The 20,399-nt window shown below is 69.3% G+C and carries 37 protein-coding genes; 36 read left to right on the top strand and 1 reads right to left on the bottom strand.

The window, feature by feature from the left end:
• Positions 1–10 precede the first annotated feature (10 nt).
• Positions 11–310, bottom strand: a complete 300-nt coding sequence (locus N8K70_RS03770; RefSeq protein WP_317140279.1) for a hypothetical protein — start codon at positions 308–310, stop codon at positions 11–13.
• A gap of 26 nt (positions 311–336) precedes the next feature.
• Here N8K70_RS03770 and N8K70_RS03775 point away from each other — a divergent pair, with 26 nt between their 5' ends.
• The 36 genes from N8K70_RS03775 to N8K70_RS03950 all read left to right on the top strand — a co-directional run bounded on the left by N8K70_RS03775 (position 337) and on the right by N8K70_RS03950 (position 20,393).
• The gene (locus tag N8K70_RS03775; RefSeq protein ID WP_317140280.1) at positions 337–1,578 is read left to right on the top strand and encodes a DNA cytosine methyltransferase; all 1,242 of its coding nucleotides are present in this window, start codon (positions 337–339) and stop codon (positions 1,576–1,578) included.
• Positions 1,575–2,102 (top strand): XF1762 family protein, encoded by a 528-nt coding sequence (locus N8K70_RS03780; protein ID WP_317140281.1) that lies wholly within the window; start codon positions 1,575–1,577, stop codon positions 2,100–2,102. Before N8K70_RS03775 ends, N8K70_RS03780 begins: the two co-directional genes overlap by 4 nt.
• Positions 2,089–2,340: a hypothetical protein gene (locus N8K70_RS03785; RefSeq protein WP_317140282.1), complete on the top strand. Its 252-nt coding sequence runs from the start codon at positions 2,089–2,091 to the stop codon at positions 2,338–2,340. The genes N8K70_RS03780 and N8K70_RS03785 overlap by 14 nt, the downstream gene beginning before the upstream one ends.
• Complete coding sequence (locus N8K70_RS03790; RefSeq protein WP_317140283.1) at positions 2,337–2,642, top strand: hypothetical protein; 306 nt, start codon at positions 2,337–2,339, stop codon at positions 2,640–2,642. The genes N8K70_RS03785 and N8K70_RS03790 overlap by 4 nt, the downstream gene beginning before the upstream one ends.
• Positions 2,639–2,965 carry a DUF3263 domain-containing protein gene (locus N8K70_RS03795; protein ID WP_317140284.1) on the top strand — a complete coding sequence of 109 codons (327 nt, stop codon included), beginning with the start codon at positions 2,639–2,641 and terminating at the stop codon, positions 2,963–2,965. The genes N8K70_RS03790 and N8K70_RS03795 overlap by 4 nt, the downstream gene beginning before the upstream one ends.
• Positions 2,962–3,165 carry a hypothetical protein gene (locus tag N8K70_RS03800; protein ID WP_317140285.1) on the top strand — a complete coding sequence of 68 codons (204 nt, stop codon included), beginning with the start codon at positions 2,962–2,964 and terminating at the stop codon, positions 3,163–3,165. The genes N8K70_RS03795 and N8K70_RS03800 overlap by 4 nt, the downstream gene beginning before the upstream one ends.
• Positions 3,162–3,536: a hypothetical protein gene (locus N8K70_RS03805; protein ID WP_317140286.1), complete on the top strand. Its 375-nt coding sequence runs from the start codon at positions 3,162–3,164 to the stop codon at positions 3,534–3,536. Before N8K70_RS03800 ends, N8K70_RS03805 begins: the two co-directional genes overlap by 4 nt.
• A complete protein-coding gene (locus N8K70_RS03810) occupies positions 3,536–3,853 on the top strand; it encodes a hypothetical protein (RefSeq protein ID WP_317140287.1) in 318 nt (105 codons plus the stop codon). Before N8K70_RS03805 ends, N8K70_RS03810 begins: the two co-directional genes overlap by 1 nt.
• A gap of 399 nt (positions 3,854–4,252) precedes the next feature.
• The gene (locus N8K70_RS03815) at positions 4,253–4,858 is read left to right on the top strand and encodes a hypothetical protein (protein WP_317140288.1); all 606 of its coding nucleotides are present in this window, start codon (positions 4,253–4,255) and stop codon (positions 4,856–4,858) included.
• Entirely contained in the window at positions 4,848–5,783 is a 936-nt protein-coding gene (locus tag N8K70_RS03820; protein WP_317140289.1) for a hypothetical protein, read from the top strand. The genes N8K70_RS03815 and N8K70_RS03820 overlap by 11 nt, the downstream gene beginning before the upstream one ends.
• On the top strand, positions 5,780–6,010 hold the full coding sequence (locus tag N8K70_RS03825; protein ID WP_317140290.1) for a MerR family transcriptional regulator: 231 nt from the start codon (positions 5,780–5,782) through the stop codon (positions 6,008–6,010). Before N8K70_RS03820 ends, N8K70_RS03825 begins: the two co-directional genes overlap by 4 nt.
• Complete coding sequence (locus N8K70_RS03830) at positions 6,007–6,291, top strand: hypothetical protein (RefSeq protein ID WP_317140291.1); 285 nt, start codon at positions 6,007–6,009, stop codon at positions 6,289–6,291. Before N8K70_RS03825 ends, N8K70_RS03830 begins: the two co-directional genes overlap by 4 nt.
• Complete coding sequence (locus N8K70_RS03835) at positions 6,288–6,761, top strand: hypothetical protein (protein ID WP_317140292.1); 474 nt, start codon at positions 6,288–6,290, stop codon at positions 6,759–6,761. Before N8K70_RS03830 ends, N8K70_RS03835 begins: the two co-directional genes overlap by 4 nt.
• Positions 6,762–6,912: 151 nt before the next feature.
• A complete protein-coding gene (locus N8K70_RS03840) occupies positions 6,913–7,215 on the top strand; it encodes a hypothetical protein (RefSeq protein ID WP_317140293.1) in 303 nt (100 codons plus the stop codon).
• Complete coding sequence (locus N8K70_RS03845; RefSeq protein ID WP_317140294.1) at positions 7,212–7,376, top strand: hypothetical protein; 165 nt, start codon at positions 7,212–7,214, stop codon at positions 7,374–7,376. The genes N8K70_RS03840 and N8K70_RS03845 overlap by 4 nt, the downstream gene beginning before the upstream one ends.
• Positions 7,373–8,209, top strand: a complete 837-nt coding sequence (locus N8K70_RS03850) for a hypothetical protein (RefSeq protein ID WP_317140295.1) — start codon at positions 7,373–7,375, stop codon at positions 8,207–8,209. Before N8K70_RS03845 ends, N8K70_RS03850 begins: the two co-directional genes overlap by 4 nt.
• The gene (locus N8K70_RS03855; protein WP_317140296.1) at positions 8,206–8,334 is read left to right on the top strand and encodes a hypothetical protein; all 129 of its coding nucleotides are present in this window, start codon (positions 8,206–8,208) and stop codon (positions 8,332–8,334) included. The genes N8K70_RS03850 and N8K70_RS03855 overlap by 4 nt, the downstream gene beginning before the upstream one ends.
• Positions 8,318–8,692, top strand: coding sequence for a hypothetical protein (locus N8K70_RS03860; RefSeq protein WP_317140297.1), 375 nt, complete (start codon positions 8,318–8,320; stop codon positions 8,690–8,692). The genes N8K70_RS03855 and N8K70_RS03860 overlap by 17 nt, the downstream gene beginning before the upstream one ends.
• A complete protein-coding gene (locus N8K70_RS03865; RefSeq protein WP_317140298.1) occupies positions 8,685–8,915 on the top strand; it encodes a hypothetical protein in 231 nt (76 codons plus the stop codon). The genes N8K70_RS03860 and N8K70_RS03865 overlap by 8 nt, the downstream gene beginning before the upstream one ends.
• Positions 8,908–9,111, top strand: a complete 204-nt coding sequence (locus N8K70_RS03870; RefSeq protein WP_317140299.1) for a hypothetical protein — start codon at positions 8,908–8,910, stop codon at positions 9,109–9,111. The genes N8K70_RS03865 and N8K70_RS03870 overlap by 8 nt, the downstream gene beginning before the upstream one ends.
• A 306-nt stretch (positions 9,112–9,417) precedes the next feature.
• Complete coding sequence (locus N8K70_RS03875; protein ID WP_317140300.1) at positions 9,418–9,684, top strand: hypothetical protein; 267 nt, start codon at positions 9,418–9,420, stop codon at positions 9,682–9,684.
• 3 nt (positions 9,685–9,687) lie between these two features.
• The gene (locus tag N8K70_RS03880) at positions 9,688–10,128 is read left to right on the top strand and encodes a hypothetical protein (protein ID WP_317140301.1); all 441 of its coding nucleotides are present in this window, start codon (positions 9,688–9,690) and stop codon (positions 10,126–10,128) included.
• Positions 10,109–11,716, top strand: a complete 1,608-nt coding sequence (locus N8K70_RS03885) for a hypothetical protein (protein ID WP_317140302.1) — start codon at positions 10,109–10,111, stop codon at positions 11,714–11,716. The genes N8K70_RS03880 and N8K70_RS03885 overlap by 20 nt, the downstream gene beginning before the upstream one ends.
• Positions 11,717–11,735: 19 nt before the next feature.
• Entirely contained in the window at positions 11,736–13,085 is a 1,350-nt protein-coding gene (locus N8K70_RS03890; protein WP_317140303.1) for a phage portal protein family protein, read from the top strand.
• Positions 13,082–14,668: a head maturation protease, ClpP-related gene (locus tag N8K70_RS03895; RefSeq protein WP_317140304.1), complete on the top strand. Its 1,587-nt coding sequence runs from the start codon at positions 13,082–13,084 to the stop codon at positions 14,666–14,668. The genes N8K70_RS03890 and N8K70_RS03895 overlap by 4 nt, the downstream gene beginning before the upstream one ends.
• Positions 14,669–14,670: 2 nt before the next feature.
• The gene (locus N8K70_RS03900) at positions 14,671–15,033 is read left to right on the top strand and encodes a capsid cement protein (protein ID WP_317140305.1); all 363 of its coding nucleotides are present in this window, start codon (positions 14,671–14,673) and stop codon (positions 15,031–15,033) included.
• Between the two features lie 14 nt (positions 15,034–15,047).
• Positions 15,048–15,965, top strand: coding sequence for a phage major capsid protein (locus N8K70_RS03905; protein ID WP_317140306.1), 918 nt, complete (start codon positions 15,048–15,050; stop codon positions 15,963–15,965).
• Complete coding sequence (locus N8K70_RS03910; protein ID WP_317140307.1) at positions 15,965–16,273, top strand: hypothetical protein; 309 nt, start codon at positions 15,965–15,967, stop codon at positions 16,271–16,273. The genes N8K70_RS03905 and N8K70_RS03910 overlap by 1 nt, the downstream gene beginning before the upstream one ends.
• A gap of 16 nt (positions 16,274–16,289) precedes the next feature.
• Complete coding sequence (locus N8K70_RS03915; protein ID WP_317140308.1) at positions 16,290–16,562, top strand: hypothetical protein; 273 nt, start codon at positions 16,290–16,292, stop codon at positions 16,560–16,562.
• Between the two features lie 2 nt (positions 16,563–16,564).
• Positions 16,565–17,023, top strand: coding sequence for a hypothetical protein (locus N8K70_RS03920; RefSeq protein WP_317140309.1), 459 nt, complete (start codon positions 16,565–16,567; stop codon positions 17,021–17,023).
• Between the two features lie 17 nt (positions 17,024–17,040).
• A complete protein-coding gene (locus N8K70_RS03925) occupies positions 17,041–17,544 on the top strand; it encodes a hypothetical protein (protein WP_317140310.1) in 504 nt (167 codons plus the stop codon).
• The gene (locus N8K70_RS03930; protein ID WP_317140311.1) at positions 17,541–18,086 is read left to right on the top strand and encodes a hypothetical protein; all 546 of its coding nucleotides are present in this window, start codon (positions 17,541–17,543) and stop codon (positions 18,084–18,086) included. Before N8K70_RS03925 ends, N8K70_RS03930 begins: the two co-directional genes overlap by 4 nt.
• A gap of 12 nt (positions 18,087–18,098) precedes the next feature.
• The gene (locus N8K70_RS03935) at positions 18,099–19,208 is read left to right on the top strand and encodes a hypothetical protein (RefSeq protein ID WP_317140312.1); all 1,110 of its coding nucleotides are present in this window, start codon (positions 18,099–18,101) and stop codon (positions 19,206–19,208) included.
• 19 nt (positions 19,209–19,227) lie between these two features.
• Positions 19,228–19,635, top strand: coding sequence for a hypothetical protein (locus N8K70_RS03940; protein ID WP_317140313.1), 408 nt, complete (start codon positions 19,228–19,230; stop codon positions 19,633–19,635).
• A gap of 21 nt (positions 19,636–19,656) precedes the next feature.
• Positions 19,657–20,151, top strand: a complete 495-nt coding sequence (locus N8K70_RS03945; protein WP_317140314.1) for a hypothetical protein — start codon at positions 19,657–19,659, stop codon at positions 20,149–20,151.
• A 29-nt stretch (positions 20,152–20,180) separates the two neighbouring features.
• Positions 20,181–20,393, top strand: a complete 213-nt coding sequence (locus N8K70_RS03950) for a hypothetical protein (RefSeq protein ID WP_317140315.1) — start codon at positions 20,181–20,183, stop codon at positions 20,391–20,393.
• The last annotated feature ends 6 nt before the right edge of the window (positions 20,394–20,399 follow it).

A 20,399-nucleotide genomic window follows, 5' to 3' on the forward strand; every position in this document is an offset into this window, starting at 1 on the left:
CGCCGCCGGGTCAGTCGTCCTTCAGCGCTTCGTTGCGGATCGCGTTCCAGTGGACTTCATGCAACGCGAGCTCGAGAGTGGGCGCCGCATTTCCACTGCTATATCCGTTGCCGCGTTCCCACGGCGGCAGATGGGTACTCGCGGAAAGCCATGCCTCAACGGTGTATCGGATGTGACCAGAGTCGGCACCTCGATCAATGACTCGGACCGTTACCTCCTGGTTGTCGAAGTAGACGCCGAATTCGCTGACTTCATGCCCCTCGGATGCGTCGGGAAGATCGTTGAGGAAGTCGATGACTTGTTGGCTCATGCCCGCACTGTATCGGTGGTGTCCTGGTGAGCGCTACGGCCGCGGTGGATGCGTTCGCGGGTGTCGGGTGGGGTGTCGCGTGTGAGTGGCTCGGTGTCCGGGAGTACGGGATCGAGCGGGCGAAGGAAGCGATTCGTTCCCGCACGGCGAACGGGATGCGCACGATCGTCCGTGACGTGTGGTCGGGGCTGTTCTTCCCGTGGCTGATCCCCGCCCACCGGCTCTACATCGCGTCCCCGCCGTGTCAGACGTTCAGCATGGCGGGGAACGGGGAAGGCCGGGACGCGCTCGCTGATGTGCTGGCCGCGATCGACGACGAGTCGTGGAAGAAACCCGAGCAGTTGCACGGGCTGGCGGACCGGCTGGACCCGCGGACCGCGCTGGTTCTCACTCCGCTCGCGCACATCTGGGCGCATCGCCCCGAGCTGGTGGCGTTGGAGCAGGTGCCGGAGGTGCTGCCGGTGTGGCACGCGATCGCCGCGGTGCTCCGCACCCTCGGCTACTCGGTGTGGACGGGCATCCTCCGGGCGGAGATGTTCGGGGTGCCGCAGACGCGGAAGCGGGCGATCCTCATGGCTCGTCTCGATGGGAAGGTGCAGCCGCCGGCACCGACGCATTCTCGCTACTACTCGACGGACCCGTCCCGCCTGGACGCGGGTGTGGAGAAGTGGGTGTCGATGGCCGAAGCGCTCGGCTGGGACTCGGATGATCCGCGTGAGGCGCATGCGTTGCGTGGTGCGGGGCAGACGGAGAGGTATGGGGAGCGTCCGGGCCGGCGGGCGGATCAGCCTGCGCCGACGCTTCGCGCGAACGGTGGGGGCAACGCCTCCGGCGGGTTCGTGTGGAAGGTGCCTCGCCGAGGTGAGCGGCTCGAGACGAACCAGGACTCGCAACTGGGTGGTGGGCGGAAGGAGCGTTATTCGAAGTCCGTCGATGCGCCGGCTCCGACGTTGACCGCGCGCGCGGACCTGTGGAAGTGGAAGGACGCCCCGGCGACGACGGTCGCGGGTAAGGGCGAGGTCACGACGCGGGAGCATCACGGGCACGGCGAGCAGTCGGGCACCGCGTTGAAGCTGACGCGTGACGAGGCGGCGACCCTGCAGACGTTCCCGCCCGACTTCGCGTGGCGGGGGTCGAAGACGTCGCAGTTCTTGCAGATCGGGAACGCTGTCCCGCCTCTGATGGGTGCCGCGATCCTGGGTGCTCTGCTCGCTGAGCCGGGTGTGCGGGATGCGTGGGATCTCGTGTTCGCGGAGGTGGCCGGATGAGCGATCTTCGCATCGTGCCCGTCGACCTCAAGCACGCGCAGGAGTTCGTCGACGCCCACCATCGGCACCACGCCGCGCCGGTTGGGCACAAGTTCTCTGTCGGCGTCGCGAAGGGTGAGCGTCTCGTCGGGGTGGCGATCGTGGGGCGTCCAGTGTCTCGGGTGATCCAGTCCGAGGGCCGCACGCTCGAGGTCATCCGTTCCGCGACGGACGGCACCCGGAACGCGAACAGCATGCTCTACGGCGCCTGCAAGCGGGCGACGTTCGCGCTCGGCTACGACCGGCTCATCACCTACACGCAGGACGGGGAGACCGGCGCGAGCCTGCGTGCCGCCGGGTATCGGGTGCTCGCGCAGCGCCCGTCCCGGCCCGGGTGGAGCACGCCGTCACGTCCGCGGAAAAACCGCGCGGACCACGTCGCCCGCACGCTCTGGGAGGCGACGCCATCGGGCTCGACTGAGGTCAACCGCGGGTTGACACCGGATCGCGTACTCGGGGGAGGTGCGGCGGATGCCCAAGCATGACGTTGAGACCGCGAAATGGCTCGGATTCGTGCGCCGTGTAATCCGGTCCGCGTCGAAGCGTGTGGCCGACGCGGACGAGATCGAGCTCGGCATGCTCATCGCCATCCGGGCCGACCTTGACGCCGCGATCGCCGCCGCCGTGAAGGGGCAGCGGGAGCGGGGTGTGACGTGGGCGGGCATCGCCGCAGCGACCGGCACGACCCGGCAAGCCGCACACAAACGGTGGGGCCGGTCATGACCGGCAGCCCGTTCGTCCGTGACGCCCTCGACCGGCGTGCGCAGATCCGCGCCGAGTACGAGGACGTCCTCTGGGCCGCATACGAGGCCGCAGAGACCGCGTGCAACGGGGCGCTCCTCAACCGGGCCGGGAAGACCGCCGGCATCGACCCCGTCCGCCTGTTCCGCAGCAACCAGACCTACGCGAACGCGTACGCCTCCGAGGAGCTCCTCGAACACTGGGCCACCCACCCGCGACCCACGTTCGCCCGCTACGAGCAGCAACGCCACGACGCCGACACCAGGGAGGGATGGGCAGCATGACCCCCACCGACACCTACACCGAGACACCCCTCCTCACACCGAACCGGGCACGGACCGGCGTGCGCTCGCCGCGGCCGACGCCGGGGCAGCTGCTCGATTTCGAGCGGGAGCACCGGGAGCAGTCGGGGTGGAAGGACGAGGCCATCCGCGCCGAGCTCGGCATCGCGCCGGCCTGGTATCACGCGCTCCTCGGTCGCGCTTGGCGCTCCCCGGAGGGCCAGGCGCACGACCCGATCCTCTGCCGTCTCCTCGCCGACCAGTACGACCGATTCGTCGCCGCACGCCGCGGTGCCGCCCACCTGACCCAAGGACCCCACGTATGAGCCTTCTCCTCGAGACCCCACGTCCCCGCCCTGTCGTCGCCCGCTGGACGGTGGGCGACGTCGTCACCATCGGCAACGTCCGCTGGCTCATCCGATGGGCCGCAGGCGACGTCGTGATCCTCGCGTCCACGAACCGCTCGAACGGGGCATGCGTGTGGGAGACGACCCGCGACCGCCTGCCCACGAAGGGAACACGATGAGCGCCCCCGACAACCACTCCGATGACCGTCCCACCTGGGCGGAGGTGAACTGGTGGCTCGCCGCGGAGCGTGCCCGCAAGACCGCCGTCCGCCTCGAGCAGGAGCTCGCCGTCGCCGAGACGCGCGCGGAGACCGCCGAGCGTGCCCTCGCTGGCATGCGTCCTGATGGCGAGCAGGCCCCGCCGCAGTTGACGGACGAGGAAGCACGCCGGGCGGCGCTGCGCATGATCGGCATCGACCCCGACCCGTACCACCCTCACCGTGCGACCGATCACGTCGCCTCGAACGACTCGACCGGATACGACTGGGCTCCCGAACCCCGCTCCTGGTGGCGACGCTTCCTCATCTGGCTCGGACTGGCGGACGACTGATGCGCGCCGACAAGCGCCGAGCCGGCCGCGCCATCCGCAAGCGCCGCCGGCAGGAACGCCTCATCACCGGGATCGCGCTCGACGCGGGGATCGAGCTCATGCCGTGGCAGCTGGCCTGGGCGACGATCGCGCTGAGCGGCACCGAGGTATACGTCGGCCGCGGCGTGTACGTCTCGCCAGGCGGACACCGTTCTGGCAAGGCCGCGGTCGTTCGCCTTGCTCGAGGCGCCCGGCCCACCATCGTCCTCCAAGACGAGGCCGTCAACCTGTCCAGCTCCGACCGCACCCGCATCGCCAACGCCCTGGGGTGGTCATGACCACCACCGCGACCCGTCCGCTACTCCGCAGCCCGCGAGGCCGCCGCCTGAACCCGGCGACGGGGAAGGTGCACATCCCCGAGCTGGCGAAGTTCTACGTCGTCTACTTCCCCGACACGATGACCCTCAAAGTCGGCCGTGCCTGGCGAGAGAGCCGCCTGAACGACTACGAAGCCGCCGGCGCACGCATCGAGTGGTACTGGGAGAACACCCCCGCCTCGTGGGAAGCCGGCGCCCTCGCGACCCTGCACGAATGGTTCGACCCCGCCTTCACCTCCCGCGACGCCGCAGCCCACGTGCTCCCACACGAAGGCAAGGGGTGGACAGAGTGCTTCCTCGTCGCCCCCGAAGCAGTCGAGATCGCCGTCGACATGATCATCCACGAAGGAATCACCCGATATGAACCAGGACCCACCCCTGCAACTCTCGCCCGACGAGCTGACTGCCGAGCTGACCGACGAGGACATGAACATGCTGCCGGTGACGGCGCGGTTCCTGTCGCTCGTGCTGCGCTCGCGGCTGGGGGCGTCGTCGAGCGCGCGTCTGAACCTCCCGCTGATCAAGGGGCAGTTCTTCCCGCTCGACACGACGGTGACGTCGGAGAGCCTGTCGATGGACGTTCTCGAGCTCGAAGCGGCGGCGATCCTGCGCACATGGGTCGACGATCGCGGCCTCGAACGGTACGCCTTCGAGCGCTTCACGGCCCCTCCTCACGAGGGCGTGGGGCACCCGCCAACGCCCGATCACAGCGAATTCATAGCATCGGTAGGGAGAGAGAAGAGAGAGCGCGAGCGCGCGAGAGAGGGCGCGAGCGCGCGAGAGGCCCCGCCCTCGGCCCGCCGGGACACTCTGCGCCCACCGCCCCCACGCTTCTGCTCAGACCACCTCCCGGACGGATCAGACGGGGAGCCCTGCGTGAAGTGTCAGGACCGCCGCATGGAGTTCATGGCTTGGAACTACGAACGCACCCACCCCGCCGGAACGGAGTCGACCGATGACGAGTGAACGCTACTGCGCCCGAGGGTGCACGATCCGTGGCGAGCACTTCGCCGCGTGCCCCGACTACGGCAACGCCGACGGCACGTGCAGGGGCTGCGTCCCCGTCGAGGCGCGTGACGGAGCGCTCATCTGTGAGCGCTGCTATCGGGCGATCCGGGGGTGTCTTGAGGATGCGGCGGATGTCGTCGGGCATCTGCGTTCGATCGCGGACCCGACTCGGTCGTCGTGGAACTTCGACCGTCTCGTGCTGTCGGGTCGGATCGAGCTTCCCGCTCCGGTGCAGGCGTCGATCATCGACGCCTCCGACGACATCGTGAAGGCGCTTCGTGCGTGGGCGCTGTACGTGCAGTTCGGGTATGGGCACCCGTGGCGGGCTCAGGGCCTCGAGGCGGGCGCCGACGCCGCGTCGTCGCATGAGGACGCTGCCGCCTGCGCCGACCTCATCCTCACCGACCTCGACCGGATCGCGAACAACCACGACGCCGCCCTCGGCCTCCACGCCGACATCGCCGCCCGCACGCCGGGGGACCCGGACCGGTGGACCGTCGCCGACGCCCTCGCCCGGTTCCCGCTCGACGACCAGCCCCGCACCGCGGAGCAGCCGTGCCCGGAGTGCGCACGTCTGACCGTGCACGTCCAGCCGCCCCGCCGCGGCGGGAACGACACCCGGTACCTGTGCCGGTCATGCGGATGGGTCGCGAACAGCGCCGACGACGGAGGCCTGTGGGCGCACGTGTTCCGCGACGAAATCGAACGCGAAGAACCCACCCCCCACGACCCCGGATGGCTCACCCTCGCCGACGCCGCCCGCCTCGCACACCGCACCCCCGCCACCATCCGGCACTGGGCAGACAAGGGCATCGTCACCAAACGCGACGGCCGTTACCGGCGCGACGACATCACCACCCACCTCGAAGGAACAGCCGCATGACCGCCCGTTGGCTCACCCTCACCCAAGCCGCGGAAGCCGCCGGCCGCACAGAACGCACCATCCGCACCTGGATCGACGAAGGACTCCTCCACCCCGCCGACACCGAACCCACCCACGACCGCCGAACCGCCGCACTCGCTGCGGAGCGAGGCCTCTACCGGGAGGACCTGGTCGTCGCGGCCAGGAAGAGCAAGCGCCCTGGGCGCCCGAGGAAGGACAGGACATGAAGGCAGAGAGACGTCGCGCGGGTCGCGCGATCCGGAAGCAGCAACGACAGCAGCGGGAGATGCTCGCGCAGCTGCAGCACATCGACCTGGCGAGCATCGGACGGCTCTGGGTCGACGCGATCGCCGAGTTCGCTCGCGGGTTCGCGCTCTTCGCGGGCGCCGTCGTCCACGCGTCCGGTGTGGTCGTCGACGCCTACATCGCCGCCGTCACCGAGCAGCGGCTGACCCACCGAGCGCTCACAACTGGCCACGAAAGCCGCACAGATGAGGACAAGTCATGACCGAGCACGAGAGCGTCGAGGCTGAGGCCCGCGCCGAGGCGCAGAACTATCGCCCGGGGTGGGCGGACAGCCCGCACGACCGGGACTACTGGGAGGCCGAAGCGTTCATCGACGGCTACATCGCCGGGGCATCTCGTCAGGCTCCCGCCTTGGATGAGCGTGCGCTCGGGGACGTGATCGAGGAGGCGTTGCACGACGCCGCGATGGTGGAAACCCGGGGCTTCCCGAGCGGTGAGCCCGAGGAGTGGGTCAGCGAGCCGATGGGGCTGTTGGTCGGCACGATCACGAAGGCGATCCTCGCGGCGGTCGGTGCGCCCACGGCTCCCGCCACACGGGAGGCGGTGGCCGAGGAGATCTCGGGCATCGTCGTCGGGACCGGGTACTACTCGACGACGATTGGGATCGACGCGGCACGAGAATCCGCCGACGCCCTCCTCGCCCGCTTCGAGATCCGAGAGCGGACCGAGTGATGCCCCGCTGTGATGCGTGGATGCGCGACCGTGCCCGGTGCGAGCTTCCTTCGCCCCATCCGAGGCAGAGGCGCGAGGCCCACATGGGCACCGGCTGGATCCGCTGGGGCACCGTCCCTGCACTCACCGAGAAGACCACCCAGGAGGGATCATGACCGACACCGAGCCGTACACGCCGAGTGTGGCGGAGATGCGTGAGTACGTCGAGACGGGCGGTGAGCCTCGCCCGTGGGTAGAGGTCGACCAAGCCGAGGAGGCACGCGAGAGGTTCCGGGCTGAGGCGTTTGACCGAATGGTCGAGGCCGTTCGCCAGGAGGAGCGCGAGAAGGCGGCGCGGATCGCGGACGGCCTAACCGAGCCCGGCCGGGTCACGTCCTTCACCGCTGCCGCCCGCGACGACACCGCACGTCGGATCGCCGCCCGCATCAGGGCTCAGGGGGAGGGGCAGTCGTGAAGATGCCCCAGCGCGAGGCGGAGCGCTTCATCTCCGATCTGCAAGACCACATCGAGTCCGTCACGACCTTCTACGTCTCCCAGGACGAACTGCGTGACATCATCCGCGGGCTGCGAGCCGATGGGCACGTGGACCTGCCCGACCTGGAGAACGCATCATGACCGACATCGACAAGCTGATCGCGGATGCGCGATTCGCGCGTGGTGCGTATCCGCTTGACAGTGAGACTGTCGCGCTGATCGACCGTGCCGCCGACGCCCTCTTCGAAATGCGGGACGAGCTGGCAGAGGCGTACGCGGCGATTGCGGGATCACCCGAGAAGGCGAAGCGTCTCGCATCCCTGGTGGCATCGTCGACGCGACTCGTGCAGATCGAGCGTGACGATGCCCGGGCCGAGCGTGACCGTCTGCGCGGGATCGTGGATCAGGTGCGCGGGATTGTCCCGAGCGGCGTCCTGAACCGGCTCGACGAGCACTCGGGGGAGCCTCTTCGGCACATCATCCGGGCGGTCCGCGCAGCGGTCGACAAGCCCGCCGATGCTCCCACGGAGGCGGCCCCGGAGTTGGAGGGTCAGACCGACGCCCCAACCGAGGTTGGAACGCCCGCCGAGCGTGACGACCCCGGCGCTCACGGCGGCCCGATCCCTCGGTACGCGATGCTCGAGGTCTGGATGGCGCTCTACGGGCACGTGACGTCTGGGGCGTTCGACACGTTCTACGACGCGCACGGTTACGCCGACACGTGGGCGACGCTGTGCTCAGCGATCCGTGTGCGTGCGGGCGAGCCGTCCCCCGTGCAGGTCACCGAGGAGATGGTCGAGCGAGGGATCACGGGCTATCTCGAAGCGGAGGCAGGAGAGGAGGGCGAGCTGGTGGATTGGCTGGGGACGGGCTCATCGTGGCCGACCACGGCGTCGAAGCGCCAGACGCTCCGCCCCTACATTCAGGCGACCCTGACCGCCGCCCTCAACCCGAGCGAGGAGAAGAGCCGATGAGCAGTCACGGAGCAGAGGTCGGCGTCGACTGGGCGAATGGACTCGTGCTGCATGAGTCCGACACGGAGTGGCACCCGTGGGACCCGGCGATCTACGAGGAGAAGACCGATGAGCATCACGAGTGAGACGTTCTACCGTGCCGAGTGTGACGCCAAGGGATGCGAGGAGACCCTTCCAAACGAAGACCACGAGGGCGCGTCGCACATGCCGCGCGAGTACGTCGTGGAGGCGCTCGCCGAGCCGCGTGGCTTCAACGACGACGAGACCTGGACCATGGTGGGGGAGCAGACCTTCTGCCACCGCCACAAGCCCGGCAACGTCGAATGCAGCGCATGTGAGGGGGTCGGCTTCCTCCGCGCCGAGCGCGAGGGGGATCGTGCGCCGGGCACGTCTCGCTACTCGTTCACCGAGTGTCCCGTCTGCGAGCAGCGCGGCTACCTCATCGGCAGCATCGCCGAGACCGGAGGGCAGAGCAATGGCTGAGCACGGCGTCATCACGTCCGAGGCTGAGGCGGACGCGCTGCCGGTCGGTTCGATCATCCGGGACCACATGGGCGATGCTCGGCAGAAGGTGAGCGGGCGCGGGTGGGAGCAGGCCGGTGTAGCAGGCCGGTGGGGTCCGACGTGGATCGCGTTCCCTGCGACCGTGCTCCACGTCGGGCCGACGTACGACGGTGTCGAGACCGGAGGGCAGGGCAATGGCTGAGGGCGGCAAGGTCGAGATCAAGATGCTGACCGAGCGCAAGGTACTGCCCGTCCAGTCGGGGTGGCTCGCCGACTCGGCCGATCGCGTCGAGGTGGACGTCTGTCTCGAGTGCGGTGCGGTCGTGTTCGACGTCGTCCGACACGACGAGTGGCATGAGGCCAAACGAAAACCCTTCAAATCCCGCACGGCATCGTGATAGGCTGAGCCTTGCGTCAGACTTGTAACTACCGAACGCCCCGTCCAATCCGGATGGGGCGTTCGTCGTTGGCGGGCGAGTGTCGTCGCGCAGGTCTTCTCCCCGTTTCCGCGAAAAAATCTCGGCTTCGAGCGTCTTCCTCATCCCTGCCCCACCTCTTTTTTTCTCCCCGGGATCAGGAATTTTTACCCGGGGCGGGCGTCCACCCCGGGTAGGACGGCCGTTCACGGCGGGCTTGGACGGCGATGACCTGACGAGACCACGTCGCTCTACGGGGCGTACACGGCTTCCTGCGAGGGGGTGGGGATGACGGATTCTCCATACGGGTGGGAGCACCAGAAGCGCCGCGCCGAACTGCTTCCCCTCGCGTACAACACCCCGTGTCCGCGCTGCGGCAACATCATGCTCGAGACCGACGACCTCGACCTCGGTCACACCGTCGACCACGCCATCGACCCGCATTCGGTCGGTGACCGCATCGAGCACGCGGACTGCAACCGTTCCGCCGGCGGCACGCTCGGCGCGATGCTGCGCTCGCATAAGGAGCGCTTCCGGCCGTCGAGAGCGTGGTGAGCGATGTTCGATCCGGTGATCGCGCAACTGATCCTCGACGCGGTCGTGCTCGGTATGGAGCCCGACCGGGCTGCGCTCGCGTACGGCATCACCGCCGACGAGCACGCCGAGTGGAAGGCTGCGCCTCCGACCGACGAGGTTTCGACCGAGCTGATGACCGCGGCGCATGCCGAGTACGCGCAGAACCTCGCGATCGCGATCGCGAGGGCCGAGTACGTCGCTCTGCGCGCGGTGCGTGAGAAGTCGTCCGACGCGGACCGATGGTTCCTCGAGCGGCGGTTCCCCGAGAAGTGGGCGAAGATCCCCGCTGCCGTGCGAGCAGCGCAGGCGCCGACGCCGCGCGCCGGCAGCGGGGACGTGCCCGAGGGCGTCGTCCCCGAGGACCGCATGGAGCGTCTGCGTCGCGAGCGAGAGGACCAACGTCGTGCCGGAGGGAACGCTTGAGCTGCTCGGCTCGCAGACTCCGACGCACCTTCTCGTGCCGCCCGACGTCGACTACTCCGACGTCGTCGCGGTGCGTGAGATCGCGGACATGGTCGGCGTCGACCTGGACCCCTACCAGGACGAGTTCCTGACACACGGGCTCGGGCGCCGACGCACGCCCGACGGCGGGTCGAAGTGGGCGACGTACGAGAACGCGATCGAGCTGAGCCGGCAGAACGGCAAGTCCGTCATCTTCGAGCTCCGCGCGCTCGTCGGCCTCTACGTCTTCCGTGAGGACCTGGTCGTCTACTCGGCGCACAAGGGCGAGACCGCCATGCAGGCGTACACCCGCATGGTCGAGTACATCGAGTCGTCCCCTGACCTCAAGCGCGAGCTGTGGAAGACACCGTCCGCGAACGGCAAGGAGGCGATCCTCCTCAAGCCGCGGCCCGGACGCAAGACGGGGCAGATGATCAAGTTCCGCACCCGCACCCCGGGCGGCGGTCGTGGGCTCACCGGAGACTGCGTCATCATCGACGAGGTCCAGGACGCCACCGACGACCACATCGCGGCACTGTTCCCCTCGCTCGCGGCCCGCTCGATCACGGGCGACCCGCAGATCTGGTACGGCGGGTCGGCCGGTAAACGGAGCTCGACCGTGCTCGGCCGTCTCGTCAAGCGCACCAACGCCGAGCTGCAGCGCCGGGAAGCCGGCGAGGAACCGCGCGAGCGTCGCCTGCTCATGGCACGGTTCGCCGCCGACCTGGACGTCGACGACCCCGCGGACCCGCAAGTCATCGCACGCGTCAACCCCGCGCTCGGCCGACGCATCTCGCTCGACTACGTCATGCAGGAGTACGTGGCGATGGGGGCCGCGCTGGACGTGACACGGTTCGCCGCCGAGCGTCTCGGTGTGGGCGACTACCCGCGCGACGAGGGCGAGGACTGGGCGATCCCGCGCCGCCGGTGGGAAGCCGGCGAGGACCGCCAATCGAAGATGGTCGGACCGGTTACGTTCTCCGTCGAGGTGCGGATGGATCGCAGCTCGACCGCGATCGTCGCCGCCGGATGGCGAGCCGACGGTCACAAGCACGTCGAAGCGATCGCGGAAGAGGTCGGCGTCGCGTGGGCGGTCACCGAGCTCAAGCGCCTCACGCAGGCACACGACAACCTCGGGGTTGTGATCGACCCGGGCGGGCCAGCCGGTTCCCTCATCGGTCCGCTCCGTGACGCCGGGGTGCCGCTCGTGATGCTCAAGGTCGCGGACGTCACCGCCGCCTGGGGGAACTTCTACGACGCCTTCGCCGCGGAGGACCCGACGATCCATCACACCGGCGGCCTCGTGCTCACCAGCGCCGCGGCGGCAGCGGAGACACGGCCGGTGCAGGGCTCGACGACGTGGAAGCGCACGACGACGGAGAGCTCGTCGGCGATCATCGCCGCCACGTGGGCGGCGCACGGTCTTGACATCGCGAAGCCGACGCAGGCAGCCGGTGTTTCCCGTCGAGCGAACCGGACCGGTGACGGCGCCTCCGGTCCCGGCCAGCAGCCGCGCCACTTCCGGACTCGCAAGCCCGGCGGGTTCGACCCGCGCACATCCAGCTTCTGACCCTTCGAGAGGGGGCACCATGACCGGCCCCCGCGTCCGCCAGACCACCCGCCGCACGCCGCGCGTGCAGGCGTTCGTGCACTCCTCCGCGGCGACGCGTGAGCGCGGATACACCGCGCAGTCCGCATCCGGATGGTGGTCGGATCTCACGAACGAGCGCACGCCGGAGCTGCGCTGGCCGCTGTCGATCCCCGTGTTCGAGGACATGGTCCGGCAGGACGCGCAGGCGTCGAGCGTGCTGTCCGCGATCGCGACGCCGATCATGCGCACCGGTTGGCGTGTCGACGGGAAGGGCTGCCGTCCCGAGGTGACCGCGCACGTCGCCGCCGACCTCGGCCTGCCGATCGCGGGGGAGGCGAACGGCGTCCCCGCGTCCCGCACGCGTGGCCGGTTCTCGTGGACCGAGCACCTCGCCGTCGTCGTCCCCGATCATCTGCAGTTCGGGCACGCCGTGTTCGAGCAGGTCTACTTCCGTCCGCGATCCGTCGAGGAGGGCGGGGACGGCCTCTTCCACCTGCGCAAGCTCGGCTACCGGCCGGCGCGCACGATCGCAGCGTGGAACGTCGCCCCGGACGGTGGGCTCGTCGGCATCCAGCAGTACGGCGGTCTGAACGAGGGCGGCGTGCTCACCGGGTTCGGCACGATCGGCGGAACCCCGCTGCCCGTCGACCGGCTCGTCGTCTACACGAACCGACGCAAGGGCGGCAACTGGGTCGGCGAGAGCGTACTGCGTTCGGCATACAAGAACGTCATGCTCAAGGACCGCTACCTGCGCGTCGACTCGATGGTCGTCGAACGTAACGGTCTCGGCATACCGACGCACGAAGCGGCAGACGGCTCCGCGGCCGCCATCGAGGCGGGCCTCGAAATCGTCGAGGCCGTGCAGGCCGGAGACAACTCCGGCGTCTCGCTGGCGAACGGTGCCAGTTTCGACCTCAAGGGCGTCACCGGCACGCTCCCGGACATCCTCGAGAAGATCAAGTACCACGACGAGCAGATCGCTCGCGCGGTCCTCGCGCACTTCCTGAACCTCGGCAGCCAGACCGGCTCGTGGGCACTCGGCGCTACGTTCGCGGACTTCTTCACGCTGTCGATCCAGGCCGTCGCCGAGAACATCCGCGAGACCGCCACGAGGCACATCGTCGAGGACCTCGTCGACATCAACTACGGTCCCGACGAGCCAGCGCCCCGGATCGTATTCGACGAGATCGGATCTCGTCAGGGCGCCATCCTCACCGCGATCGCCTCGCTCGTCTCCACAGGGGTGCTGCACGCCGACGAGGACCTCGAGAAGTTCATCCGCTCCACGCTCGAGCTGCCGCCGGCGTCGCCCGCCACGCGCACGGACACCTCAGAGGACGCGGCATGAGCGTCCGAGTGCAGACGTTCGGGTATTCGTTCCGCGACGCCCCCGACACCGATGTCGTCGCCGACGTGCGCGACATCCCCGGCATCGTCGTCAACGGACACGAGGACTCCAACGGACTCGACCCCGACGTGCAGGACTCCGTCATGGGCTCCACACGCGCACAGGAATGGCGCGACGAGCTCGTCGCGGAGGCCACCGAACGCGATGGCGACGCATCGCTCGCCATCGGCTGCTCCCAGGGCAGGCACCGATCGGTCGCACTCGCCGAAGTCGTCGCCGCCGCACTCCGCGAGGACGGACACGTCGTCACGACGGACCACCTCGACATCGACGCTTCGCCGGCCGACACGGCCGCTCACCGCCCCGGAGGACGCATGGGAAAGCACGAGAACCGCTATTGGGGGGACCGCACTCCGCCCAAGACCAAGGCCGAGTTCTTCAACGCCGTCACCACGCCCGTCACGGGCGAGGCGGGCGTGGAGGTCGCGACGATCCGCATGTACGGACCGATCGACTCCTACGGCGGATGGTGGGGCATCTCCACGAGCGACATCGGGGAGGTGCTTGACCAGCTGCCCGACAGCGTCGAGACGATCATCCTCCGCCTCAACTCGCCCGGCGGTGAGGTCTCCGAGGCCGTCGCGATCCTCAACATGCTCCGCGCCCACAAGGCCAGCATCGTCGCGGTCGTCGACGGCCTCGCCGCGTCGGCCGCCAGCGTCATCGCGGTCGGCTGCGACGAGACGGTCATGTCGCCCGGCACGCAGATGATGATCCACTCGCCATGGTCGTTCGCGATGGGCAACGCCACCGACCTCCGCAAGGTCGCCTCCACGCTCGACAGCTTCGAGGCCACCATCGTCGAGATCTATGCCGGCAAGGCCGGTGAGAAGGACTGGGCGGCGCTCCTCGCCGAGGAGACCTGGCTGCCCGCGAAAGACGCCGTCGAGCTCGGCCTCGCCGACCGTGTCGCCGTCATCCCCGATGCCGGTGAGACCGCCACTGTCGGAGACGACATCGACGACGACGAAGACCTCGTCGAGGACGTCGCGCACCTGCGCGTCGCCGCGACGCTGACCCCGGCCGCGTCCGCGCCCGGAGACCCCCACACAGGAAAGGAGACGGCCGTGGCTTTCAGCACCGACCAGCTCAACACCATGCGAGCCTCCCTGGGGCTCGCGGACGACGCGGACGAGACGGCCATCCTCGCGGCCGTCGCAGCCCGCCGGGCACCCGCTGTTCCCGAGGGCGTCGAGATGATCGACGCCACCGCACTCGACGAGCTCCGCGCCCAGGCGCGCGCCGGCGTCGAGGCACGCGAGCAGCAGATCACCGAGCAGCGTGAGCGGCTCGTGGACGGCGCCATCGCGAAGGGTAAGTTCGCGGCCGCGCGCCGCGACCACTTCCTCGCCCTCCACAAGGCCGACCCCGAGGGCACCACGGCCATCATCAACTCCCTCGCGGAGAACACCATCCCCGTCGCCGAGCTCGGGTTCGACGCCGACGGCGAGACCGTCAAGGCGTCCGAGGACGTCGCCTACGCTGCCGCGGCCTCCCGGCTCGGCATCACGATCGGAGCCTGAACGTGTCCACCGGATACCTGCCCAAGTTCAACCCCGGCGCGGCGTTCACCGTCCTCGCCACCACCGACATCACCGCCGGCCGCCTCGTCACCGCCGCCGGCGCACAGTCGCCCGCCGACTCGCCCAGCGTCGTCGGCGTCTCCGCCCGCACGGTCGTCACCGGAGAGCACGTCACCGTCTACGGCGGCGGCGTCCAGGAGCTCGTCGCCGCCGAGCCCATCGCCATCGAAGACCTCGTCAAGGCAGCCGCCGACGGCGAGATCGCCGTCTACACCCCCGGCACCGACGCCCCCGAGACCCTCCTCGGTGTCGCGCTCGCTGTGGGTGCTGTCGGCGCCACCGTCCCCACCAAGTTCCTGCGCTGACAAGGAGATCTTCCATGCCCACCTACGCACCCCCTGCGCCGTCTCTCGACGGCAGCAAGATCACCGTCGAGTACCTGCTGAACCAGCCCACGATTGTGCAGCGCCTCGTGCGCGACATCGCGGCTCAGCGGCTCATCGGCGGCCACCTGCTCACCGGTCGTATCGACATGACCGGATCGGGCGCCGCGGTCTACGAGGTCGACAACCCGATCATGGTCGACGAGGAGCCCGAGGTCCGCGACGAGCTCGCGGAGTACAAGCTCATCGACGACAGCGAGGCGGAGCCTTCGATCGCACAGGCCCTCTCTCGCGGGTTCGCGTCCCGCATATCGGACCAGAACATCTCCCGCAACCGGCTCGACGTGTTCGGGCGGAAGCTGCGCCGCATGTCGAACCGGGCTGTGTTCCAGTTCGACTCGGTGATCATGTCCGCCATCGGCTCCGCCGTGACGCAGACGCAGGCCGCTGCCGGTGCCTGGAACACGACGGGCGCCGACCAGTTCCTCGACCTGCTCCTCGCGGGCGCCGTGATCGACGAGCTCAACGAGGGCTACGAGGCGAACACCGTCGTCGCACGCCCGGCGAAGTGGGCGCGCCTGGTGGGCTCGCTCGCGAAGACGTTCGCCGGTGCGATCGGCACCCCGGACATCATCGCGAACGGGAACGTCCTGCAGGTCGCCGGCCTCACGCTGCTCAAGTCGACGCACCTGCCCGCGAACACCGAGGTGCTCGTGCTGGACAGCACCGCGCTCGGGTCGATCGGTTTCGAGGCCGTCGGCGGCGGGTACCTCGGTGATCCGTCCGACCCGCTCGGCATCGAGACGAAGCAGTTCCGTCTCGAGGACCGCGACGGCTGGCAGATCCAGGTGCGCAAGAACGGCGTGCCGATCGTCCAGGAGCCGCGGGCTGCAGTGAAGGTGACGGGCGTCTGATGGCGCGCCGTCAGTCCGCCGACGGATACGTCGGCAAGGAAGCCCTCACCATCATCAAGCTCCCCAACGGCACGCAGGCGTACGTGTACGCCGGGCAGAAGGTCCCCGCCGACGCCCCCGACGCGGAGATCACCCGTCTGCTCAAGGAGGGCTTCATCGCCGAGGCGCCGGCCCCGTCGGCATCCTCCCGCTCGCGATCCACGAGGCAGGCCGCCGACCCCGACGCGGAAGCCGCAGCGGAGGCGAAGGCCAAGGCTGACGCGGAGGCGAAGGCCAAGGCCGACGCCGCAGCGGCCGCCGCTAAGTAGGAGCAGGAGAACGACGATGACGGACCACATCACGAACGTCTTCGCCGTCGTCCGCGTGGACGGTCAGCCCGTGAAGGTTGCACCGTCCACGCGCCTCCCCGACGGCGTCGATGACATCGAGATCGCCCGGCTTCTCCGCTTCGGAGTCATCCGCGAAGACGACACCGCGACGACGCCGGATGAGCCCGCCGCCGATGCGGCTGCGCTCGCCGACGGGACTGTCGGCGTCGAGGTGGTGGCGACGGCGTCGAAGCGCGTGAGCCGCAAGGTCACGAAGACCGAGGAGTAACCATGGCACTGACCGGGATCGCCGCCGAAGTCACGAAGCCGATGGTCGGCGTGCTGCTCGTGGAGCGTGATCCGGGGATCCTCGATCGCGAGTACGGCGATCCGGAGGCGCCGACTTCCGTGTTCGAGGAGACGGTGTCGCAGATCGTGCCCGAGGTGATCTCCGTCGTCGGCCCGTCGCCGACGGGCGTGGTGCGGGATCTCGCCGTGCAGTGCATCGCTTACGGCGTGGCATCCTCCGTGGAATACGCGATGTTCCCTGAGCAGCAGACCGCCGGGGACGTGGGGCGTGGCTACTTCCTCAAGCTCAAATTCAACGAACTGCTCGCAACGCTCCGCAGTATGCCCGCGACGGGGCCCGGCGGCCTGGCCACGGGACTCTCGCGGGCATCCTTCCCGCCGGCGCGGCCGTATCCCGATCCCGCCCAGCACGACCGCTACGGCTACCGCCCCTACCGGTAGCAGCCAGGAGGTGCGTCATGGCCGCCCCCAAGAAGCCCGTTGAGAAGTCCACCCTTCGCGCGGAACTGAACGCGACGCTCGGCGCAAAGGTTCTCGAGGAGGCGGCCAAGCGCCTCGAGGACCGCTCGCGTCTGCTCGGTCAGATCAGTCGGTTCGCGCAGGACTGGGAACGGGACGTGTTCTCTTCCCAAGGCGCCGCTGCTGGCCGCCGGTGGAAGCCTCTCGCGTCGTCCACGCCGGGACGGCCACTCGTCCGCACTGGCGCCCTGCTCGCCGCGCTCACGGGCGCACCGAGGCAGATGAAGGCATCTGTGCAGCTGCGCGGCCCGGAGCACGCCCAGCACCTCAAGGCGGGCCGGTTCGGTGAGAAATCGAAGACGGGTACCGGTCGCCGCGCCGGATGGCAGGGCCTCGGCGGCCACATGCCCCGCCGCAACCCCGCTCCGCGACCTCCGCGCGACCGCATCGCAATCCTCACCGCCGACCTCCTCGGCCTCGTCACACCGAAGGACCGCACATGACAGGCACCCCGGTCGTGATCGGCGGGGACGACATCGTCACCGCCCTCGAGGCGCAACTCAAGGGCAACGTCCCTCTCGTCATCGAGGCGCTCAAGCTCGAACGTCTCGGAGAGGTGAAGACGTGGCAGGTCGTGCCCGACGCGGACGCGATCTCCGCCGCGCAGCTTCCCGCCGTGGCGATCGTCACGCCGAGGGTGTCGACGCAGCCGCGCGGGTCGCACACGGAATATTCCGCCGACTGGGAAGTGTCGGTCGGCGTCTTCGCTCGTGGGAAGGACCACGAGGAGACCCAGACGCAGATCCAGGCGTGGGCGAAGGTCCTGCGTGTCGCCGCGCTCCTGTCTCGCACGCTCACCGGCACACGGATCGAGATGCGTTGGGCGGGCGAGCTCTACGACCTGATCCCCACCAAGCAGGACGCCCGCACCATCGCGGGCGCTGAGGTGCTGTTCGACGCGCACGTCGACACCGCCCTCGACCTCACGTCGCTCCGCCGCGACCCCACCCTCATCTCTGTTCACCCGAACGTCCAACCCCACTAAGGAGACCCCGCCATGGCGCGTCCTCAGGTATCTGTCAACATCAGCGAGGCGCTCCCTGTCGCTTCGCTCCCGACCGCGACCGGCACGCTCTTCTACGCGTTCGCCGGCACCGGCGGCCCCCTCGTCCCCACGTCCGTCACGTCCGCCGCTGAGGCGGAGACGGCCGGCGTCCCCGCCGCGATCGCCACTCAGATCGGCGATGCTCTCTCGCAGGGCGTCCCCGAGGTGATCGTCCTCCGTGCCGCCGCGGAGTCCGCCACGGCCGTCACCGAGACGGAATGGGCGACCGCGCTCGACCTCCTCGCCCCGTCGTTCGGACCCGGCCAGGTCACCATCCCCGGTGTGGCCAGCACCGCCGCCCACACGGCCCTCCTCGCGCACGTCGCTGCGAACCCGCAGCGGGTCGCGTTCCTCGACGTCGGCGAGAACGACACCGCCGCGACCATCGCGACCACGGCCGCCGCACTCGCAGCGACGGCCGGTGCGGAGCGTACGGGGCTGTTCGGCCCGTGGGTGCAGCTGCCGGGAACGACGGGAGCCCGCGCGGTCCCCGCGTCGCTCGTCGCAGCGGGCCTCGCGGCCCGCGGGGACGCGGCGGTCGGCAACGCGAACCACGCCCCGATCTTCGACCAGGGTCGCGGCGCGGGAAGCGTGCGCAACGGGCTCGGCGTCGTGTCGGCATTCGGCGACGGGGAGGTCGACACCCTGTACGACGCGGGCGCGAACGTCTTCCGCGACGTGCTCGGCGTCGTCACCCTCACCGGGTGGAAGTCGCTCGGCACGGATGCCGTGTGGCGTCAGCTGAACATCGGCCGCCTGACGGCGGAGATCTCCGCCCGGATCTCGTCGCTCATGTACCAGTACCTCGGGTCGCCGATCGACGGTCAGGGCATCCTCCTGTCGCAGGTCGCCGGAGACATCAGCGGGTACCTGCTCGGTCTCCACACCGCGCGGGCGCTCTACGGAGACACCCCGGAGGATGCCTACGAGATCGTGTGCGACTTCTCGAACAACACCGCGGAGACCATCGCGAACGGTGAGGTCCACGCCGACATCGCGATCACCGCCTCGACGGCGGCCGAGCAGATCGTCATCAACATCGTCACCTCGCTCGCGGGCTGAGACGGAAAGGGAAACCACCATGGGAACCACATCGCAGGCCATCGTCTCCGCCTCGCTCGACGGGAAGTCGATCGGCATCTGGGACACCCGATCCGGCGGCGAGTCCACGGCCGAGATCAGCAAGTACCGTCCCGGCGGGACCAAGCAGCAGGTCGTCGACGCCGGCCGCCCCGACATCAGCGACGTCACCATCTCGCGCCGGTGGACGGTCGACCGTGACGTCGACATCGAGAAGCAGCTCCGCAACCGGGTGGGCGTCGGTGTCCTCACGATCACCGAGCAGCCGACTGACGTCGACGGCATCGCGTTCGGCAAGCCGCGCACCTGGACGGGCCGCGTCTCGAGCGTCACCGCTGGTGACGTCGACTCCAACTCCGACGATGTCCGCATGATCACGGTCACGGCCGTGGTCTGGGCGACCGCGTAACCAAAGAAGAGAGACCACGACATGAGCGACTTCGCCACCTTCGACGCCCACGAGGGCGAGACCCCCGCGGCACCCACGTCGGGCCTCGCTTCCCTCCGCAAGCAGAGGGAGCAGATCAAGGCGTCCCTCCACCTCGACCTCCTCGTGCCCCGATACGACGAGCCCGTGTACGTCCGGTACACGGCGCCCACCAAGGCGCAGATCAACCGGATCAACGACCGCGCCAAGAAGTCCCGCGACAAGGACGCGCTCGCCGAGGCGGCACTCCTCGCGGAGTGCGCGGTCGGGGTGTTCCAGAAGGACGATGCTGGCAAGCCGATCGGGCAGCCGGAGCAGTGGCCGAAGTTCGACAAGGACCTCGCCGAGTACCTCGGTGAGCCGAAGCTCGAGCGGGCCGTCGACGTCGTGCGCGCCCTGTTCTTCACGGACGGCGACATCATCGCGCAGGCGGCGGCGCTCGGCCGGTGGGCCGGGTTTGCCGAGGAGCAGGCCGTCGAGGAGTACGAGGGAAACTGAGGGGCCACCGCGCCGTGAGAGCGGCAGCGGTGGCCTCCGTCTATGGGCAGGACCCGATCGCGTTCCTCGCGCTCGAAGAGGACGACTTCCGGCTGATGAATCTGATCATCGCCGAGCGTGCCCGCATCGACGAGGAACGCGACCGGGGCCGCATGGACTACCTCGCCGGGAAGACCGCCGCGCTGACCGCGCAGGCCATCACGAGATGGCTGGGCAAGAACCTCCCCAAGATGCGGAGGTGACCGACC

Origin of the sequence: Microbacterium sp. AB, from assembly GCF_032878875.1 — a bacterium.
In the GTDB taxonomy this organism is placed as follows: Bacteria; Actinomycetota; Actinomycetes; order Actinomycetales; family Microbacteriaceae; genus Microbacterium; species Microbacterium betulae.

Bases quoted from the DNA above. Each gene is read 5' to 3' on its own strand.
- N8K70_RS03895 (WP_317140304.1), top strand. From the start codon at position 13,082: ATGAGCGTCCGAGTGCAGACGTTCGGGTATTCGTTCCGCGACGCCCCC.
- N8K70_RS03825 (WP_317140290.1), top strand. From the start codon at position 5,780: ATGACCGCCCGTTGGCTCACCCTCACCCAAGCCGCGGAAGCCGCCGGC.
- N8K70_RS03860 (WP_317140297.1), top strand. From the start codon at position 8,318: ATGAGCATCACGAGTGAGACGTTCTACCGTGCCGAGTGTGACGCCAAG.
- N8K70_RS03810 (WP_317140287.1), top strand. From the start codon at position 3,536: ATGCGCGCCGACAAGCGCCGAGCCGGCCGCGCCATCCGCAAGCGCCGC.
- N8K70_RS03875 (WP_317140300.1), top strand. From the start codon at position 9,418: ATGACGGATTCTCCATACGGGTGGGAGCACCAGAAGCGCCGCGCCGAA.
- N8K70_RS03840 (WP_317140293.1), top strand. From the start codon at position 6,913: ATGACCGACACCGAGCCGTACACGCCGAGTGTGGCGGAGATGCGTGAG.
- N8K70_RS03915 (WP_317140308.1), top strand. From the start codon at position 16,290: ATGACGGACCACATCACGAACGTCTTCGCCGTCGTCCGCGTGGACGGT.
- N8K70_RS03920 (WP_317140309.1), top strand. From the start codon at position 16,565: ATGGCACTGACCGGGATCGCCGCCGAAGTCACGAAGCCGATGGTCGGC.
- N8K70_RS03945 (WP_317140314.1), top strand. From the start codon at position 19,657: ATGAGCGACTTCGCCACCTTCGACGCCCACGAGGGCGAGACCCCCGCG.
- N8K70_RS03785 (WP_317140282.1), top strand. From the start codon at position 2,089: ATGCCCAAGCATGACGTTGAGACCGCGAAATGGCTCGGATTCGTGCGC.
- N8K70_RS03770 (WP_317140279.1), bottom strand. From the start codon at position 310: ATGAGCCAACAAGTCATCGACTTCCTCAACGATCTTCCCGACGCATCC.
- N8K70_RS03940 (WP_317140313.1), top strand. From the start codon at position 19,228: ATGGGAACCACATCGCAGGCCATCGTCTCCGCCTCGCTCGACGGGAAG.
- N8K70_RS03790 (WP_317140283.1), top strand. From the start codon at position 2,337: ATGACCGGCAGCCCGTTCGTCCGTGACGCCCTCGACCGGCGTGCGCAG.
- N8K70_RS03820 (WP_317140289.1), top strand. From the start codon at position 4,848: ATGACGAGTGAACGCTACTGCGCCCGAGGGTGCACGATCCGTGGCGAG.
- N8K70_RS03800 (WP_317140285.1), top strand. From the start codon at position 2,962: ATGAGCCTTCTCCTCGAGACCCCACGTCCCCGCCCTGTCGTCGCCCGC.
- N8K70_RS03935 (WP_317140312.1), top strand. From the start codon at position 18,099: ATGGCGCGTCCTCAGGTATCTGTCAACATCAGCGAGGCGCTCCCTGTC.
- N8K70_RS03865 (WP_317140298.1), top strand. From the start codon at position 8,685: ATGGCTGAGCACGGCGTCATCACGTCCGAGGCTGAGGCGGACGCGCTG.
- N8K70_RS03890 (WP_317140303.1), top strand. From the start codon at position 11,736: ATGACCGGCCCCCGCGTCCGCCAGACCACCCGCCGCACGCCGCGCGTG.
- N8K70_RS03855 (WP_317140296.1), top strand. From the start codon at position 8,206: ATGAGCAGTCACGGAGCAGAGGTCGGCGTCGACTGGGCGAATGGACTC.
- N8K70_RS03910 (WP_317140307.1), top strand. From the start codon at position 15,965: ATGGCGCGCCGTCAGTCCGCCGACGGATACGTCGGCAAGGAAGCCCTC.
- N8K70_RS03905 (WP_317140306.1), top strand. From the start codon at position 15,048: ATGCCCACCTACGCACCCCCTGCGCCGTCTCTCGACGGCAGCAAGATC.
- N8K70_RS03835 (WP_317140292.1), top strand. From the start codon at position 6,288: ATGACCGAGCACGAGAGCGTCGAGGCTGAGGCCCGCGCCGAGGCGCAG.
- N8K70_RS03850 (WP_317140295.1), top strand. From the start codon at position 7,373: ATGACCGACATCGACAAGCTGATCGCGGATGCGCGATTCGCGCGTGGT.
- N8K70_RS03815 (WP_317140288.1), top strand. From the start codon at position 4,253: ATGAACCAGGACCCACCCCTGCAACTCTCGCCCGACGAGCTGACTGCC.
- N8K70_RS03795 (WP_317140284.1), top strand. From the start codon at position 2,639: ATGACCCCCACCGACACCTACACCGAGACACCCCTCCTCACACCGAAC.
- N8K70_RS03925 (WP_317140310.1), top strand. From the start codon at position 17,041: ATGGCCGCCCCCAAGAAGCCCGTTGAGAAGTCCACCCTTCGCGCGGAA.
- N8K70_RS03780 (WP_317140281.1), top strand. From the start codon at position 1,575: ATGAGCGATCTTCGCATCGTGCCCGTCGACCTCAAGCACGCGCAGGAG.
- N8K70_RS03880 (WP_317140301.1), top strand. From the start codon at position 9,688: ATGTTCGATCCGGTGATCGCGCAACTGATCCTCGACGCGGTCGTGCTC.
- N8K70_RS03805 (WP_317140286.1), top strand. From the start codon at position 3,162: ATGAGCGCCCCCGACAACCACTCCGATGACCGTCCCACCTGGGCGGAG.
- N8K70_RS03830 (WP_317140291.1), top strand. From the start codon at position 6,007: ATGAAGGCAGAGAGACGTCGCGCGGGTCGCGCGATCCGGAAGCAGCAA.
- N8K70_RS03870 (WP_317140299.1), top strand. From the start codon at position 8,908: ATGGCTGAGGGCGGCAAGGTCGAGATCAAGATGCTGACCGAGCGCAAG.
- N8K70_RS03930 (WP_317140311.1), top strand. From the start codon at position 17,541: ATGACAGGCACCCCGGTCGTGATCGGCGGGGACGACATCGTCACCGCC.